The 13,529-nt window shown below is 71.1% G+C and carries 14 protein-coding genes; 4 read left to right on the plus strand and 10 right to left on the minus strand.

Annotated features, from left to right (window positions below):
• Window positions 1-53: 53 nt before the first annotated feature.
• From AC3ETA_RS21810 to AC3ETA_RS21830, 5 genes are all read right to left on the minus strand, one after another.
• On the minus strand, window positions 54-1,634 hold the full coding sequence (locus tag AC3ETA_RS21810; RefSeq protein WP_432194582.1) for an ABC transporter substrate-binding protein: 1,581 nt from the start codon (window positions 1,632-1,634) through the stop codon (window positions 54-56).
• A 207-nt stretch (window positions 1,635-1,841) separates the two neighbouring features.
• Window positions 1,842-2,603 carry an SDR family oxidoreductase gene (locus AC3ETA_RS21815; protein WP_432194583.1) on the minus strand — a complete coding sequence of 254 codons (762 nt, stop codon included), beginning with the start codon at window positions 2,601-2,603 and terminating at the stop codon, window positions 1,842-1,844.
• Between the two features lie 28 nt (window positions 2,604-2,631).
• The gene (gene fabG / locus AC3ETA_RS21820) at window positions 2,632-3,393 is read right to left on the minus strand and encodes a 3-oxoacyl-ACP reductase FabG (protein WP_432194584.1); all 762 of its coding nucleotides are present in this window, start codon (window positions 3,391-3,393) and stop codon (window positions 2,632-2,634) included.
• A gap of 111 nt (window positions 3,394-3,504) precedes the next feature.
• Window positions 3,505-3,954 carry a DUF3037 domain-containing protein gene (locus AC3ETA_RS21825; protein WP_432194585.1) on the minus strand — a complete coding sequence of 150 codons (450 nt, stop codon included), beginning with the start codon at window positions 3,952-3,954 and terminating at the stop codon, window positions 3,505-3,507.
• Window positions 3,951-4,715 carry a HipA family kinase gene (locus tag AC3ETA_RS21830; RefSeq protein WP_432194586.1) on the minus strand — a complete coding sequence of 255 codons (765 nt, stop codon included), beginning with the start codon at window positions 4,713-4,715 and terminating at the stop codon, window positions 3,951-3,953. The genes AC3ETA_RS21825 and AC3ETA_RS21830 overlap by 4 nt, the downstream gene beginning before the upstream one ends.
• A gap of 220 nt (window positions 4,716-4,935) precedes the next feature.
• On the opposite strand from AC3ETA_RS21830, the gene AC3ETA_RS21835 reads away from it, so the two are divergent.
• A complete protein-coding gene (locus AC3ETA_RS21835; protein WP_432194587.1) occupies window positions 4,936-5,427 on the plus strand; it encodes a Rieske (2Fe-2S) protein in 492 nt (163 codons plus the stop codon).
• A gap of 19 nt (window positions 5,428-5,446) precedes the next feature.
• Here AC3ETA_RS21835 and AC3ETA_RS21840 read toward each other — a convergent pair whose 3' ends face one another.
• Window positions 5,447-6,088, minus strand: a complete 642-nt coding sequence (locus AC3ETA_RS21840; RefSeq protein ID WP_432194588.1) for a cysteine hydrolase family protein — start codon at window positions 6,086-6,088, stop codon at window positions 5,447-5,449.
• A gap of 180 nt (window positions 6,089-6,268) precedes the next feature.
• On the opposite strand from AC3ETA_RS21840, the gene AC3ETA_RS21845 reads away from it, so the two are divergent.
• Entirely contained in the window at window positions 6,269-6,736 is a 468-nt protein-coding gene (locus tag AC3ETA_RS21845; protein ID WP_432194589.1) for a pyridoxamine 5'-phosphate oxidase family protein, read from the plus strand.
• Between the two features lie 54 nt (window positions 6,737-6,790).
• Here the strand turns inward: AC3ETA_RS21845 and AC3ETA_RS21850 are convergent, their stop codons facing one another.
• Window positions 6,791-7,693 (minus strand): LysR family transcriptional regulator, encoded by a 903-nt coding sequence (locus AC3ETA_RS21850; RefSeq protein WP_432194590.1) that lies wholly within the window; start codon window positions 7,691-7,693, stop codon window positions 6,791-6,793.
• A 74-nt stretch (window positions 7,694-7,767) separates the two neighbouring features.
• Between AC3ETA_RS21850 and AC3ETA_RS21855 the strand changes: the two genes are divergently transcribed.
• Window positions 7,768-8,715, plus strand: a complete 948-nt coding sequence (locus AC3ETA_RS21855; RefSeq protein ID WP_432194591.1) for a DMT family transporter — start codon at window positions 7,768-7,770, stop codon at window positions 8,713-8,715.
• A gap of 97 nt (window positions 8,716-8,812) precedes the next feature.
• On the opposite strand, the gene AC3ETA_RS21860 is transcribed toward AC3ETA_RS21855, so the two are convergent.
• Window positions 8,813-10,144 (minus strand): aminotransferase class I/II-fold pyridoxal phosphate-dependent enzyme, encoded by a 1,332-nt coding sequence (locus tag AC3ETA_RS21860; RefSeq protein ID WP_432194592.1) that lies wholly within the window; start codon window positions 10,142-10,144, stop codon window positions 8,813-8,815.
• Window positions 10,145-10,179: 35 nt separating this feature from the next.
• Here AC3ETA_RS21860 and AC3ETA_RS21865 point away from each other — a divergent pair, with 35 nt between their 5' ends.
• Window positions 10,180-10,863 (plus strand): pyridoxamine 5'-phosphate oxidase family protein, encoded by a 684-nt coding sequence (locus AC3ETA_RS21865; RefSeq protein ID WP_432194640.1) that lies wholly within the window; start codon window positions 10,180-10,182, stop codon window positions 10,861-10,863.
• A 473-nt stretch (window positions 10,864-11,336) separates the two neighbouring features.
• Here AC3ETA_RS21865 and AC3ETA_RS21870 read toward each other — a convergent pair whose 3' ends face one another.
• Both AC3ETA_RS21870 and AC3ETA_RS21875 read right to left on the minus strand, forming a co-directional pair.
• Window positions 11,337-12,293, minus strand: a complete 957-nt coding sequence (locus AC3ETA_RS21870; protein WP_432194593.1) for a DMT family transporter — start codon at window positions 12,291-12,293, stop codon at window positions 11,337-11,339.
• Window positions 12,294-12,494: 201 nt separating this feature from the next.
• Window positions 12,495-13,499, minus strand: a complete 1,005-nt coding sequence (locus tag AC3ETA_RS21875; protein WP_432194594.1) for an EamA family transporter — start codon at window positions 13,497-13,499, stop codon at window positions 12,495-12,497.
• Window positions 13,500-13,529: the final 30 nt, after the last annotated feature.

Below are 13,529 nucleotides of genomic sequence, written 5' to 3' on the forward strand. Positions count from 1 at the left end.
CAATCGCCCCGTGGACCGCACATCCCGGTCTGCCGCTCCCCGCGGGGAGCTCCCTACCAGCTGGTCTTGCGGGACAGCTCGCCCATCATCATGATCGTCGACGGGTCCAGCGCCCGCTCCGCGCCGGAGATCTCGGCGCTCGCGGCCACGTACTGCCGGCCCTGCCACAGCGGCAGCAGCCGCGCGTCGTCGACGAGGATGCGCTGGGCGTCCTCGAAGTCCTTCACGACGTTGGCCCGGTCGCTCTGGGCGCGGGAGTTGGGCAGCAGGTCCTCGGTGATCCTGGGCGTCACGTAGGGCGTGCCGAGCGCGTTCTGCTCGCCGACGAACGGCGCGATGAAGTTGTCCGCGTCCGGGAAGTCGGGGAACCAGCCACGCCCGAACACCGGGTACTCGCCCTTCTGGTAGCCGGTGACGTAGTCCTTCCAGGGGCGGCTCTTCAGGGTGATCTCGAAGAGGCCGGAGTCCTCCAGCTGGCTCTTCAGCTCCTCGAACTCCGCCTTGGTGGCGGAGCCGTAGCGGTCGCTGGTGTACCAGAAGTTGAGCTTGACGGGGGTGGAGATGCCCGCCTCGGTGAGGATCTTGCGGGCCTTGGTCGTGCTCGGGTCGCCGTAGTCGTCGAAGAAGCCCGTGGTGTGTCCCGTCAGGCCCTTGGGGACCATCGAGTACAGCGGCTCGACGGTGTCCCTGTAGACCTTGTGGGCGATGGCCGGGCGGTCGACGACCTGGGCGACGGCCTTGCGGACGGCGGCCTTGCCGGCCATCGGGTCCTTGGGGTTGAACACCAGGTAGTTGATCTCGGTGCCGGAGCCCTCGATCATCTGGAGCTCGTCGTCGTCGTCGGCCTGGATGTCGACGATGTCGTCGGCGGCAAGACCACGGAAGGCGACGTCGAGCTTCTTGTCGCGCAGCGCGCCGACCATGGTGGCCGAATCCTGGTAGTACCGGATCGTCACGGCGCTGTTCTTGCGCTCGGCGAGGCCGTTGTAGCGGTCGTTCTTGGTCAGTTCGGCCGTCTTGCCGTCGTCGTAGGAGGACAGCGTGTACGGCCCGGAGCCGACGATCGTGCCGTCCTCGCGGAGCTTGTCCGCGGGGTAGTCCTCGGGGTCGACGATCGACATCGCGGGGGTGGCGAGCACGAACGGGAAGGTCGCGTCGGCCTTGTTGAGGTGGAAGACGACCTCGCGGTCGTTCAGCACCTGGACCCGCTCGAGGCTGCCCAGCAGACCGGCGGGACCGCCGTTGACGTTGATCTTCCGGATCCGGTCGATCGAGTACTTGACCGCCTTCGCGTCGAGCGTGTGCCCGTCGGAGAAGGTCAGGCCCTCCCGCAGCTCGCACTGGTACTTCGTGTTCGAGTTGTCGGTGAACCGACAGCTCTCCGCGGCATCCGGCTCGGGGGCGCTGACGCCCGAGGGATAGCTCAGCAGTGTCTGATAAATGTTGCGGAACAGTTCCCAGGAGCTGTCCCACGACGCGGCGGGATCAAGCGTGCTGGGGGCTGCCGTCGTCCCCACCATGATCGGCCCCTGGTCCTCCGTCGAATCGGACGAGAGGACACCACAACCTGCCACCAGGGACGATATGGACGTGATGGCCGCCACCTGCCGCAGGCGTCGGATCCGGTTGAACACGCGCACGCTCCTCGATCTGCCATACCAAGGGTCGGCAGACGATACCGCAGTGTTCCGGCCGTTGAACCTCCTGTCTCATGGAGCATTTGTTCGTTCTTATGGTGACTACGTTGTCAGACGTTTAATGATCTTCCGGTACGTCGACACGGGCGCCGCTGATGTCCAGCGGCGCCCGTGTCGAGTGGTGTCGGATCCGTGTCCCGCGGGTCAGCCGACGCCCGCGTTGAGGAAGATGCCGCCGTCGACGACGAGCGTCTGTCCGGTGACCCAGTCGGACTGGTCCGAGGTGAGGAACGCGGCGGCGCCGCCGATGTCGGAGGGGACACCGAGCCGGCCCAGCGGGTAGGACGCGGCGGCCTCCGCCTCCCGGCCCTCGTACAGGGCCTGGGCGAACTTGGTCTTCACCACGGCCGGGGCGATGGCGTTGACCCGCACCCTGGGCGCGAACTCGTGCGCCATCTGCTGGGTGAGGTTGATCATCGCGGCCTTGCTGACACCGTAGGCGGCGATGAACGGCGAGGGCGCGATGCCCGCGACGGAGGCGATGTTGACGATCGCGCCGCCGTTGTCCTTCTGCCAGGCGTGCCAGGTCTTCTGCGCGAAGCCCAGGGCCGAGATCACGTTGGTCTCGAAGACCTTGCGGGCCACGTTCAGGTCGAGGTCGGCGAGCGGCCCGAACACCGGGTTGGTGCCGGCGTTGTTGACCAGGTAGTCGACCCGGCCGAAGGCCTCCATGGCACGCTCGACGGCGACGGCCTGGTGGGCCTCGTCGTGCGCCTTGCCGGCCACGTAGACGGCGCGCTCGGCGCCGAGCTGCTCGACGGCCTCCTTGAGGGCGTCCTCGCCCCGGCCGGTGATGACGACGCGGTCGCCGCGCGCCACGAGCGCCTCGGCGACGCCGTAGCCGATGCCGCGGCTGGCGCCCGTGACGAGGGCGACCTTGCCGGAGAGTGCAGGCAGTTCAGTCATGTCTGTCATTTCCGCGTATCCCTGATCCCTAGTCGAGCGGTCCGCCGGCGACGTACAGCACCTGGCCGGAGACGAACCCGGCCGCCTCGCCCGTGAAGAAGGCGATGGCGTTGGCGATGTCGTCGGGCTCGCCCACGCGGGCCACCGGGATCTGAGTGGCGGCGGCGGCCTTGAAGTCCTCGAATCCCATGCCCACGCGGTCGGCGGTGGCCTTGGTCATCTCGGTGGCGATGAAGCCCGGGGCGACGGCGTTGGCGGTGACGCCGAACTTGCCGAGCTCCTTGGCGAGGGTCTTGGTGAAGCCCTGAAGGCCGGCCTTGGCCGCGGAGTAGTTGACCTGGCCGCGGCTGCCGAGCGCGGAGGACGAGGAGAGGTTGACGATCCGGCCGAAGCCCGCGTCCACCATGTGCTTCTGGCAGGCCTTGGACATCAGGAAGGCGCCGCGCAGGTGGACGTTCATGACGGTGTCCCAGTCGGCGACGCTCATCTTGAACAGCAGGTTGTCGCGCAGCACGCCCGCGTTGTTGACCAGGATCGTCGGGGCACCGAGCTCCTCGGCGATCCGCGCGACGGCGGCCTCGACCTGCGCCTCGTCGGAGACGTCGCAGCCGACCGCGACGGCCTTGCCGCCGGCCGCGGTGATCTTCTCCACGGTGTCCTTGCAGGCGGCCTCGTCGAGGTCGATCACGGCGACCGCGCGGCCCTCGGCGGCCAGCCGTACGGCGGTGGCGGCGCCGATCCCGCGCGCTCCGCCGGTGACTACGGCGACCCGCTGATCAGTGGTGGACATCAGACTCTCCTCGGTGAGCGACCGCTTAGTACCTTCGATGGACGTGACGCTAGAAGTCCTGGCACGCGGTGTCAACGGTGGCCGCGCGCATGTGATCCATTACCTGATCCGTCACTTCACCAACAGCTCCAGCAGCCGTTCGGCCTCGGCTGCCGGATCGGAGGTGAGCCCGGTGTGCACGGGGCCCGGCTGGACGACCGTCGAGCGGGGCGCGATGAGCCAGCGAAAACGCCGCCCGGCGTCGTCGCCGGCCGCCTGTCCCGCTTCCCCGCTGCCGTCGCACACCCGCTCGACCGCGCCGAGGGCGGCCCGGATGCCGGCCACGTCCGCGTCCGGGTCGAGGGCGAGCAGCCGCGCCTCGTCGAGATGGGTGCGGGCACCGACGTAGCCCTGGGGCCGGCAGTACACCAGCACGCCCGCGTTGATGCACTCGCCGCGTTCGACGCGGGGCACGACGCGCAGGAGGACGTACTCGAAGACGTCCCGGTCGTTCGACTCGCTGCCCCGGATGATGTGGCGCTCGACCACATGGCCGGCCATGTGGATGTGCCGCTCGCTCACTTGCTCTCCTCGATTCCGGTGACGCGCTCGTGGATGACGGCGGCGCGGGCCAGCAGCGGTCCCGCGTAGGCCCGGCGGAGGTCGTCCGGGGTGTCGAAGCCGGGCTCCTCGGCCAGCCAGGCGTCCGGCACCTCGGCGGTCACCTCGGCGAGCAGTTCCCCGGTGACCAGCGGCGCCAACTCGGCGGCGGCGCCGCGCACATCGGGCGCGAAGGAGGCGAGGGCGTGGTCGGCGGCGTCGTAGGCGCGCTCCGCCGAGGCCTGCGCGCCGGGCCAGTTGTGGTGCCAGATCATGGTGGCGCCGTGGTCGATGAGCCACAGATCGCGCCGCCACATCAGCAGGTTGGGGTTGCGCCAGGAGCGGTCGACGTTGTTCACCAGCGCGTCGAACCACACGATCCGGCCGGCCTCCTCGGCGCTCACCTCGAAGGCGAGGGGGTCGAAGCCGAGCGCGCCGGAGAGGAAGTCCATCCCGAGGTTGGTTCCGCCGCTGGACCTGAGCAGGTCCTGCACCTGCTGGTCGGGTTCGCCGAGCCCCAGCACCGGGTCGAGCTCTACGGTCACCAGCCGGGGCACCCTGAACCCGAGCCGGCGGGCGAGTTCGCCGCAGACGATCTCGGCGATCAGCGTCTTGCGGCCCTGCCCGGCGCCGGTGAACTTCATGACGTACGTCCCGAAGTCGTCGGCTTCGACGAGTCCCGGCAGTGAGCCGCCCTCACGCAGGGGCGTGATGTAGCGGGTCGCGATGACTTCCTTGAGCATCGCCCCAGGTTACTGGCGCAGGGAGGGGGCCGGGGGCGGCCCCGGCGGGCGGCGGTGCGTCGGCGTCGACAGCGGATCGACAGCTCCGGACAGTGAACCGACAGCTCCGCTTTACCCATCTGCCGGCCGGACCGGGTCAGGATTTCGACATCGTCTGAACAGCCGGTCCCAAAGGACCGTACCTCTCGGCAGATCACGAATGACGGGAAGGAACGTCAGCATGACCAGCGAATTCGTTCAGCCGGTGTCGGGGCCGAGCCGCCGTGCCGTCGTGGCGGCGGTCGGCGCGGCGGGGCTCGCCGCTGCGCTGACCGCGTGCGGATCGGACGACGGGGCGTCCGACTCGTCGACCGAGCAGGGTGCCGCCGGCGGTGGCGCGACCACCGAGTCGGGCGGCGGCTCGTCCGCCGACGCCGGTGCGGGTGGTGCGGCGCTCGCGAAGACGGCCGACATCCCGGAGGGCTCGGGCAAGGTCTTCAGCGACGAGAAGGTGGTCGTGTCGCAGCCGGCGGCCGGCGACTTCAAGGCCTTCTCGACGATCTGCACCCACCAGAACTGCCCGATGACGGACCTGAAGGAGGACACCCTCTCCTGTGCCTGTCACGGCAGTCAGTTCTCCGTCCTGGACGGCAGCGTGAAGAAGGGTCCCGCGACGCAGCCGCTGGCCGCCAAGCAGATCAGCGTGTCGGGCGACTCGATCGCGCTGGCCTGACCGGCGGCACCGGACGGACTCAGGCCCCGCCCGGACGCGCGAAGCAGCCCAGCACCTCGTCCGTGGTCGCGACCGTGGCGACCAGGGCGAGGGTGTGGCTGATCATCGCGGGGGTGTAGTCGCAGGGCACTCCCGCGATGGCGTCCGTGGGCACTACGGCCGTGTAGCCGCGGTTGACGGCGTCGAACACGGTGTTGGGGATCGCCACATTGGCGGAGACTCCGGTGATCACGAGTGTGCGGCAGCCCAAATTGCGCAGCAGCGCGTCGACATCGGTGCCCTGGATCGGCGACAGCCCGTGCAGCCGCCGTACCACGAGGTCCTCCTCGGCGACCTCGATCGGCTCCGCCACGCGTACCGCCTCGGTGCCGGTCAGCTGTTGGACGGGGAGCCGTTCGGCGGCGCGGAAGAGGCGGGCGTTGCGGCCCGCCCCGCGGCCGTCGGGGCGGCGTTCGGCGATCGCGTGGATCACCTGGACGCCGCCCGCGCGGGCCGCGGCCACCAGCCGGGCGACGTTGGCGAGGGCGCCCGAGTCCCGGGCCTCCTTGGCGAGTTCGGGCAGAGCGCTGTCCGGCCCGACGACGCCTTGCTGGCATTCGACGGTGAGCAGGACGGTGGTGGCGGGGTCGAGCAGTGCGCTGAGTCGGTCGTTCGACGGCATGGGTCCCCCTGTGCCCGACGGCGGCGTGGCCGGCGAGCGTAGCCATCAACGCGCAAGGACGGAACCACCATTGCAAAGGACGGAACCACCATTGCAAGTGAACGGAAGACGACTCATCCTTTTCTGACGTGATGTCAGAGGATCTCTCCTCTGGCACGACGTGAGAGAAGAGGGGGACGCATGACCGTCACTCAGCGCCGGGGCCGGAAGATCATGATGACGCCCGGCGAGCTGGACGAGTTCCTCACCGAGCAGCGCACCTGCCGGGTCGCCACGGTGTCCGCAGACGGCTTTCCGCACGTCAGCGCCCTGTGGTTCGCCTGGGACGGCAACTCGCTGTGGCTGTACTCGGTCGTCCGCAGCAAGCGGTGGACGGATCTGCGGCGCGATCCGCGGGTCGCCATCGTGATCGACACGGGTGAGGAGTACGAGCAGCTGCGCGGCGTCGAGCTGTCCGGCACCGTCGACTTCGTGGGCGAGGCGCCGCGCGTGGGCGAACTGCGCGCCGAACTCGACGTGCCCGAGACGCTGTTCGCCCGTAAAAACTTCGGCCTCGACGAGATGCCGCACGACGGCCGGCACGCGTGGATACGGCTGACTCCCGAGAAGATCGTGTCCTGGGACTTCCGGAAGCTGGGGTCGGCCTAGAAGGCTCACCAAGATCTTCATGAGCCTTCTAGCCGGTACGGCGGGGGCGTTGTTTCAGCCGGCCTTCTCGGCCGCCGTCCGCAGCGCCTGGACCGCCGCCCGGATCGACGGGCGGCGGTCGGCGTCCGTGCGCCACACCGCGTAGACGTAGCGGTGGACACGGTTGCGCACCGGCACGGCCCGCACGCCCAGCGGCATCGGGTCACGGCCGAGCCGGGGCGCGACGCAGACACCCAACCCGGCGGCGACCAGCGCGAGTTGGGTGTGGTGCTCCTCGGCGCGGTGGGCGATCCGCGGCTCGATCCCCTTGGTCCGCAGGGTGTAGAGCAGCCACTCGTGGCAGAACTCGCCCTCGGGCCAGGCGACCCACTCGTCGTCCGCGAAGTCCGCCAGGTCGACCTCGCTCCGGTCGGCGAGCGGGTGCCCCTCGGGCATCGCGATCTCCACGCGGTCGTCGAGGATCGGCGCCTTGGCGAGCCCCTCCGGCATGGGCAGCGGCTTGTTGTACCAGTCGAGGACGACGGCCAGGTCGGCGTCGCCCCGCAGCACGGCGGCGACCCCGTACTCGGGCTCCAGCTCGCGCGACGTCAGGCGCAGCGCCGGATGGTCGGTGCGCAGCGCGGTGAGCGCGGCCGGGAACAGTCCCCGCAGGGCGGTCGGGAACGCGACCAGCCGCAGCTCACCGACCACCTGCCCGCGCTGCGCCTCCAGATCGGCCTGGGCCAGCTCGACCTGCGACAGGATGCGTGCCGCGTGGTCGGCGAGCAGCCGCCCGGCATCGGTGAGCCGTACGCCCCGGCCGTTCTTGGCAAGGAGCTGCTGGCCGACCTCGCGCTCCAGCTTCGACATCTGCTGCGAGACGGCCGACGTCGTGATGTGCAGCCCCTCGGCGGCCGCGCTGACCGAGCCGTGCCGGGCGAGGGCGTCGAGGGTGCGCAGGCGCTCCAGGTTCAACATGTAAGCAATACTACGAGATATCGTGCGCGAAATCTCGATTGTGCTACGAGATCGATGACGGCAAGGTTGCTGCCATGACCACCGTCACCGCCTCGCGCGACGCGGCCGGGCCCGCGTCCGCGTCCTCCGTCCGCCCTCGCCCCCGTGGCCGCCTCGACTGGCGGCTGCGCTTCGCCGCCCTCTCCCTGATCTGGGGTTTCAGCTTCCTGCTCATCAAGGTCGGCACCGACGGGTACGCCCCCTTCCAGGTCACGCTGGGACGACTGGTCTTCGGCACGGCGGTGCTGGCGGCCGCGATGGCGGTGAAGCGGGAGCGGCTGCCGCGCGGGGTGCGCACATGGGGGCATCTGACGGTGGCCGCGTTCCTGCTGAACGCGCTGCCGTTCTCCCTGTTCGCGTACTCCGAGCTGACCATCCCCTCCACGCTGGCGGGCATCTGCAACGCCACGTCGCCGCTGTGGGGCATGGCCCTGTCGATGGTCGCGCTGTCGGAGGACCGGCCGACGCGGGTGCGGGTGGCCGGGCTCGGCATCGGGTTCCTCGGGGTGCTGACGGTGCTCGGGGCCTGGCAGGGCTTCCACGGGCTGGACGCCACGGGTACGGCGATGGCGCTGCTGGCCTCGTTGAGCTATCCGATCGGCTGGATCTACGTCCGGCGGACGCTGGCCGGTGCCGGGGAGTCGCATCTGTCGCTGACCGGGGCGCAGTTGTTGCTGGCGACGGTTCAACTGGCCGTTGTCACGCCGCTGTTCACCTCGGTACCGGCGTCGTTCTCCCTTGTGCCGCTGTTGGCGATCGTGGCACTGGGTGCCCTCGGGACCGGGCTGGCCGTGCTGCTTCAGTACGGGCTGGTGGCGGAGGTGGGGCCGACCACGGCTCAGATGGTCACGTATTTCATTCCGGTGATCGCGGCTGTGGCGGGGATTGCTCTGCTGGGTGAGTCCCTTGCGTGGTCGACGCCAGTGGGGGCGGTGATCGTGTTGGCCGGGGCGGCACTCACTCAGATGAAGAAGCGCGCCTGATGGGGTGGGACGTCAGGAGCATCGGCGACTGCGGGTCGGACGGGGCTGCGCGCGCAGTTCCCCGCGCCCCTTGGGGGTTGGCTGTCGTGCCGGGCGTTCAGACGTAACTCCGCGTCGGGCCCGGGCCCACCGCCGTTGCCACCGCGGCCGCCAGGGGGGCGGCCTCCGTCTCCGTGAGGGTCGAGGTCGTGACGCGGATTCCGGGGGGTGAGCTCGTGCGGAAGCGGGCCCCGGGGGCGACCGCCCAGCCGGCGTGCAGCAGGCGGGCCACGGCACCCGTCTCGTCGGGGACCGGGATCCAGACGTTGAGGCCGCTGCGGCCGTGGGCCTGGACGCCGTGCCCGGCCAGCGCCCGGATCAAGAGGTCCCGGCGTGCGGCATAGGTCGCCGCCACCGCCGCCGGGTCGACGGCTCCGTCGCTCCACAGCCGCACCACCGCCCGCTGCATCAAGCGGCTGACCCAGCCGGCGCCGAGGCGCTGCCGTCCCCGCACCCGGTCCACCGTCAGCTCGTCCCCGGTGAGCACGGCGAGCCGCAGGTCGGGACCGTACGCCTTGGCGACCGAGCGGACGAAGGCCCAGTGGCGGGTGGTGCCGGCGAGTGGGTGCAGGGGGAGGTCGACGATGCCGAAGCCGTGGTCGTCCTCGATCAGCAGGATCTCCGGGTGCTGCCGCAGCACCGAGCGCAGGGCACGCGCGCGTGCGGAGCCCACCACGGCTCCGGTGGGGTTCTGCACGCGGTCGGTCACGATCAGGGCGCGGGCGCCGGAGTCGAGGGCCCGCCGTACGTCGTCGGGCAGCGGACCGTCGTCGTCGACCCCGACGGGGACCGTGCGCAGGCCGAGCGCCGGGATCAGGTCGAGCAGGCTCCCCCAGCCGGGGTCCTCGACGGCGACCGTGTCCCCCGGCTTGAGGTGGACCGCGAGCACCCGCTCGATGGCGTCGAGCGAGCCCGAGGCGACGGCCAGCGGTCCTTTCGGCACCCCGTCGGCGTCCAGCCGGCCGCGAGCGATACGCGCCAGCTCCGGCTCCACGGGGTCGTCCCCGTACAGCACGGGTTCCCGGTCGGCGAGCTCGGCAGCGGCCGCGAACGCCTTGGCCAGGGACGGCAGCAGGGCGGGGTCCGGGTTGCCGCTCGCCACGTTCCGGACGCCCTCGGGCACGTCCACCCGGACTGACTCACGTCCGGTCGTGGCGGGCCTCGGCCGGACCCGGCTGCCGCGCCGGCCCGCGGTCTCGATCACCCCGCGCTCCCGCAGGACGCGATAGGCGGCGGCGACCGTGTTGGGGTTCACTCCCAGGTCGGTCGCCAACTCCCGCATGGGCGGCAGCAGTTGGCCGGGCTCCAGGTCGCCCGAGCCGACCGCGCGCTCGACGCTGGCCGCGATCTCGGCTGCGCGACGCCCTTCGATCCGATAACCTTCTAGCACAAACGAGATTATGTACTAGTGCAATGGAGATCGCAATGCAGGGGACCGAGGAACCGACGTCGCAAGCCGCCGCCTACACGCCGACCGACCGCACCGTCCCCACCCGCTCCGCGGACCGCGCGGCGTACGACAAGGAACTGGTGCACGCGATACTCGACGAGGCCTACGTCTGCCACCTCGGCTTCGTCCGCGACGGCGCGCCCGTCGTGCTGCCCACGCTGTTCGGCCGCGTCGGCGAGACGCTCTACGTCCACGGCTCCACCGGCTCGCGCCCGCTGCGCATGACCGGCCAGGCGGACCCCGGGCTTGAGGTGTGCCTGACGGTGACGCATGTCGACGCGCTGATCCTGGCCCGCTCGGCCTTCCATCACTCGATCAACTACCGGTCCGTGGTGGTGCACGGCACCGCGTACGACGTGACGGACCCGGAGGAGAAGCGGACCGCCCTCGACGCGCTCGTCGACCACGTGGTGGCGGGCCGGTCCCGTGACTCCCGGCCCGCCGACAAGAAGGAACTCGCCGCCACCGCCGTGATCCGCCTCGACCTCAACGAGGTCTCCGCCAAGCTGCGCACCGGCGGCGTCAACGACGAGCCCGAGGACCTCGCCCTCGCCCACTGGGCCGGCGTCGTCCCACTGCGCAAGGGCTACGACGCGCCGATCAGCGACCCCGACCTGGCTCCCGGCACCGAAGTCCCCGGCTACCTCGCGGACCTGTGATGCCGATCCACCCCTGGTACGCGCCCCACGACGACACCGAGTGGCAGCGGTGGTCCGTTGACTGCACCAACTCCTGGACCGGTTCGACGGGAGTGCTGCGTCTCGGGAGAGTTCCGGTGTGCATGAAGCTCCTTCGATTCCTCGGTATCTGATGGACGGGCGGGCTCGACTCCCCCGCGTGGGTGCGGTGGTGGCAGGTACGTCGCCGTCGTTGCCGTGGTACGTCGTGGATGCCGCTGACCGGGAGATCCCGCCGGTCAGCAGCTGCCTGCGGGACCTGACACTCGGCGACGTCAGCCCGCTCACCTGCCGCAGCCACGGCTACGACCTGCTGCGCTGATACCGGGTGCTCCGCGTGACGCGGCGGCACGCGGAGCACATGCTGCGGCGGCGCCCCGCGTGAGCGGCGCGGCGGAGCCGGACAGCGCGGGGACGAGGGGTCCCGCACCGGTGAGGTGCGGGACCCCTCGGTGTCAGGCCGGCATCGGTTCGCGCTCGCGCTCCCGCCGTGCCCCGCGGGTCTCCGCCACCGCCAGGCCCGCGACGGAGCCGAGCATCAGCAGGGTGCCCATGAGGGTCGGGGCGGTCAGGTGCTCACCGAGCAGGACGACGGCCAGCACCGCCGCGCTGACCGGCTCCAGCAGCATGATCACGGAGACGGTGGCCGACCGCACGGCGGCCGCGCCCGCGAAATAGAGGGCGTACGCCAGAGCGGTGGGGACGGCCGCGATGTACGCCAGCAGCCAGGTGAGCCCGATCGGGTCGGCGGTGTGCGGCAGCAGCCCCTCGACGAGGGCGAGCGGCAGCAGGCACAGGCTGGTGACCGCGAAGGCCCACACGGACGTCTCGGCGGCGTCCGCCCCGCCGTCGCGGCCCCACTTACGGGTCAGCAGGGTCATCACGGAGTACCCGGCGGCGGACACCAGGGCGAGCAATACGCCCCACGGCCGTACGGTCGCGCCCTCGCCGCCGAGTGCGAGCACCGCGAGCCCGATGAGCGCGCCGGCGACTGCCGCGACGCCCCCGAGGCCGAGCCGCTCCCCGAGCGTCAGCCGGGCGCCGAGCGCGATGAGGACCGGGCCGGCGCCGAGGGTGACGACCGTGCCCACGGCGAGTCCGGTGGCCTCCACGGCCGCGAAGTAGGCCGTCTGGAACACGGCGAGCCCGATGCCCGTGACCCCGGCCCGCAGCGCTTTGCGGGCAAGGGGCGCGGAGACGGTGCGCCGGGGACGGGGCCGCAGCGGACGCACGGCGAGCAGCAGCACGAAGCCGACCGCGCAGCGCCAGAAGGAGAGGGCGATCGGCCCCATGTCACTGGTCCGGTAGACCAGGGAGGCGGCGGCGCCCGCGGTGCCCCAGGCGGCACCGGCGATGATCAGGTAGATGAGGCCTCGCCCGACGGGCAGGCCCAAGACAGGTGTGTTCGACACGAATGGTTCTCCGCAGACATGCAGAAGTGCAGGGAGGAGCCCGGTTCAGCGGGGTCCATGGACTTCGTCCGCGGGCAGCACCGTTACGCCGTGCGGTGCGCGGGGTTCAGTTCCCGTCGTGCACCGAGGCTCGGCTTTTCGGAGGCCCGCCTCAGGCGGCCGGAGGCGGAAGAACGAGTGTCGAAGGCATGATTGCGCAGCTTAGGCGACGTTTCCGCGGGCGGACAACTCACGCTCGGGTCCACCGCTGGCCACCGGTTCCACGGAGGTCCTGGCGGGCGCCGACGACTGCGCGATGAACGCCCCCGCGAGGACGACCGCGCCGCCGACGATCTGCGGCGCCGAGAGGTGCTCGCCGAGCAGGAACCAGGCGAGGACGGTCGCCACCACCGCTTCGAGGCACGCGACGACACCGGCGACCTGCGGCGACAGCCGTCGCACCGAGACCACACCGGTGACGTACGCGAGGACCGTGGCGATGAGCACGGTCCAGGCCAGCAGCAGACCGGCCGAGACCGGGGTGCCGTTCATGTCGGCGGCGCCCGCGAGGACCGTCCAGTCCATGTTCCAGGGGCGGGCCACGACCGTCAGGACGGCGGCGCCCACCAGCAGGCCGTACGCGATGACGCCGAGCGGGTCGGGGGCCCGCTCGCAGGAGTCGCTGCCCTGGTCGGACAGGACGAAGTAGCCGACCTGGCAGCAGGCGGCGCCGAGCGCGAGGAGCAGCCCGAGGGCGTCGAAACTCAGGCCGGCCCACACCTCGACGACGCAGGCCAGGCCGCCGACCGCGAGGATCACGCCGACGGCGGCGGCACGTGTCACCGGCCGCCGCTGCACGAACCGCACCCAGCCGAGGACCAGGGCGGGCGCGAGGTACTCGACGAGCAGGGCGACGCCGACCGGGATGCGGGAGATCGAGGCGAAGTAGAACGCCTGCACACCGGCCACGCCGAGCAGGCCGAACCCGGCGAGCAGGGCGGGACGTTCCCGCAGCAGCGCGCGGTGGCGCACGGCGAGCGGCAGCATCACCAGCGCGGCGCCGGCCACGCGCAGCCACACCACGTGGAGCGGGTCGAGCCCCGCCTCGATCAGCGGCTTGGCCGCGACACCGGAACCCCCGAAGGCGATCGCGGAGCCGACCGCCAGACCGAGCCCGAAACCCTTGCCGCGGCCCACCTGGCCGCTCTCAGACTTACGCACCGGCACATGATGACAGGCGATGACAGCAGCGTCACC

The sequence above is a fragment of the Streptomyces sp. bgisy027 genome, assembly GCF_057710365.1.